Genomic DNA, 521 nt, shown 5'->3' with positions numbered 1-521 from the left:
GCTGTCGGCCACCAGCGGAATTGAATACCGGTGACGGACACGTCATCGAACGGTGACCACGACATGCGGAAGGCCGCGATCGTCCGGCCGTCGTCGCTCATGGCGAGAACCGGAATAGGCGTCCAGTCCGGCAGCTCGTTCAGATAGACCGGCTCACCGCTCGCTATCGGGATAACAGGCGGCAATACCCCTGCGCCGGCATAGATGTCGCCGCTGCGCTCCTGAAGCGACAGAGCCACATTGCGCGGCCCATCACTGGTCAGGGCACGGATTGACCGGCTCTGGACGATGTAAACCCGGCTGCCGTACCGCTCGGAGTTCCATTCCACCCAGTCACCGACCTGAATGTCTTGGAAGTATGGGCGCAGCACGATATCGGCCGTCGCCTCATACCGGTTCTCGTTATAGTAGATCGAGGCGAGCTGGTTGGCCTGCCGCTTGGATGGAACCGTGCCGAAATCGATCGGCATGTCACGCGTGCGACGATCGAGCGCTACCTGTGTCGGATTCGTCTGGGTATC

Annotated in this window: 1 pseudogene; it reads right to left on the bottom strand. The window is 61.4% G+C overall.

Features of this window, described 5'->3' with window-relative positions:
- A pseudogene (locus YH62_RS30655) lies at positions 1–521 on the bottom strand (hypothetical protein); the annotation flags it as partial.

Origin of the sequence: Rhizobium sp. LC145, assembly GCF_001005825.1 — a bacterium.
Lineage (GTDB): Bacteria > Pseudomonadota > Alphaproteobacteria > Rhizobiales > Rhizobiaceae > Neorhizobium.
Note: the sequence above shows the minus strand (reverse complement) of the source record. Positions and strands in the feature narration are given on the sequence as shown.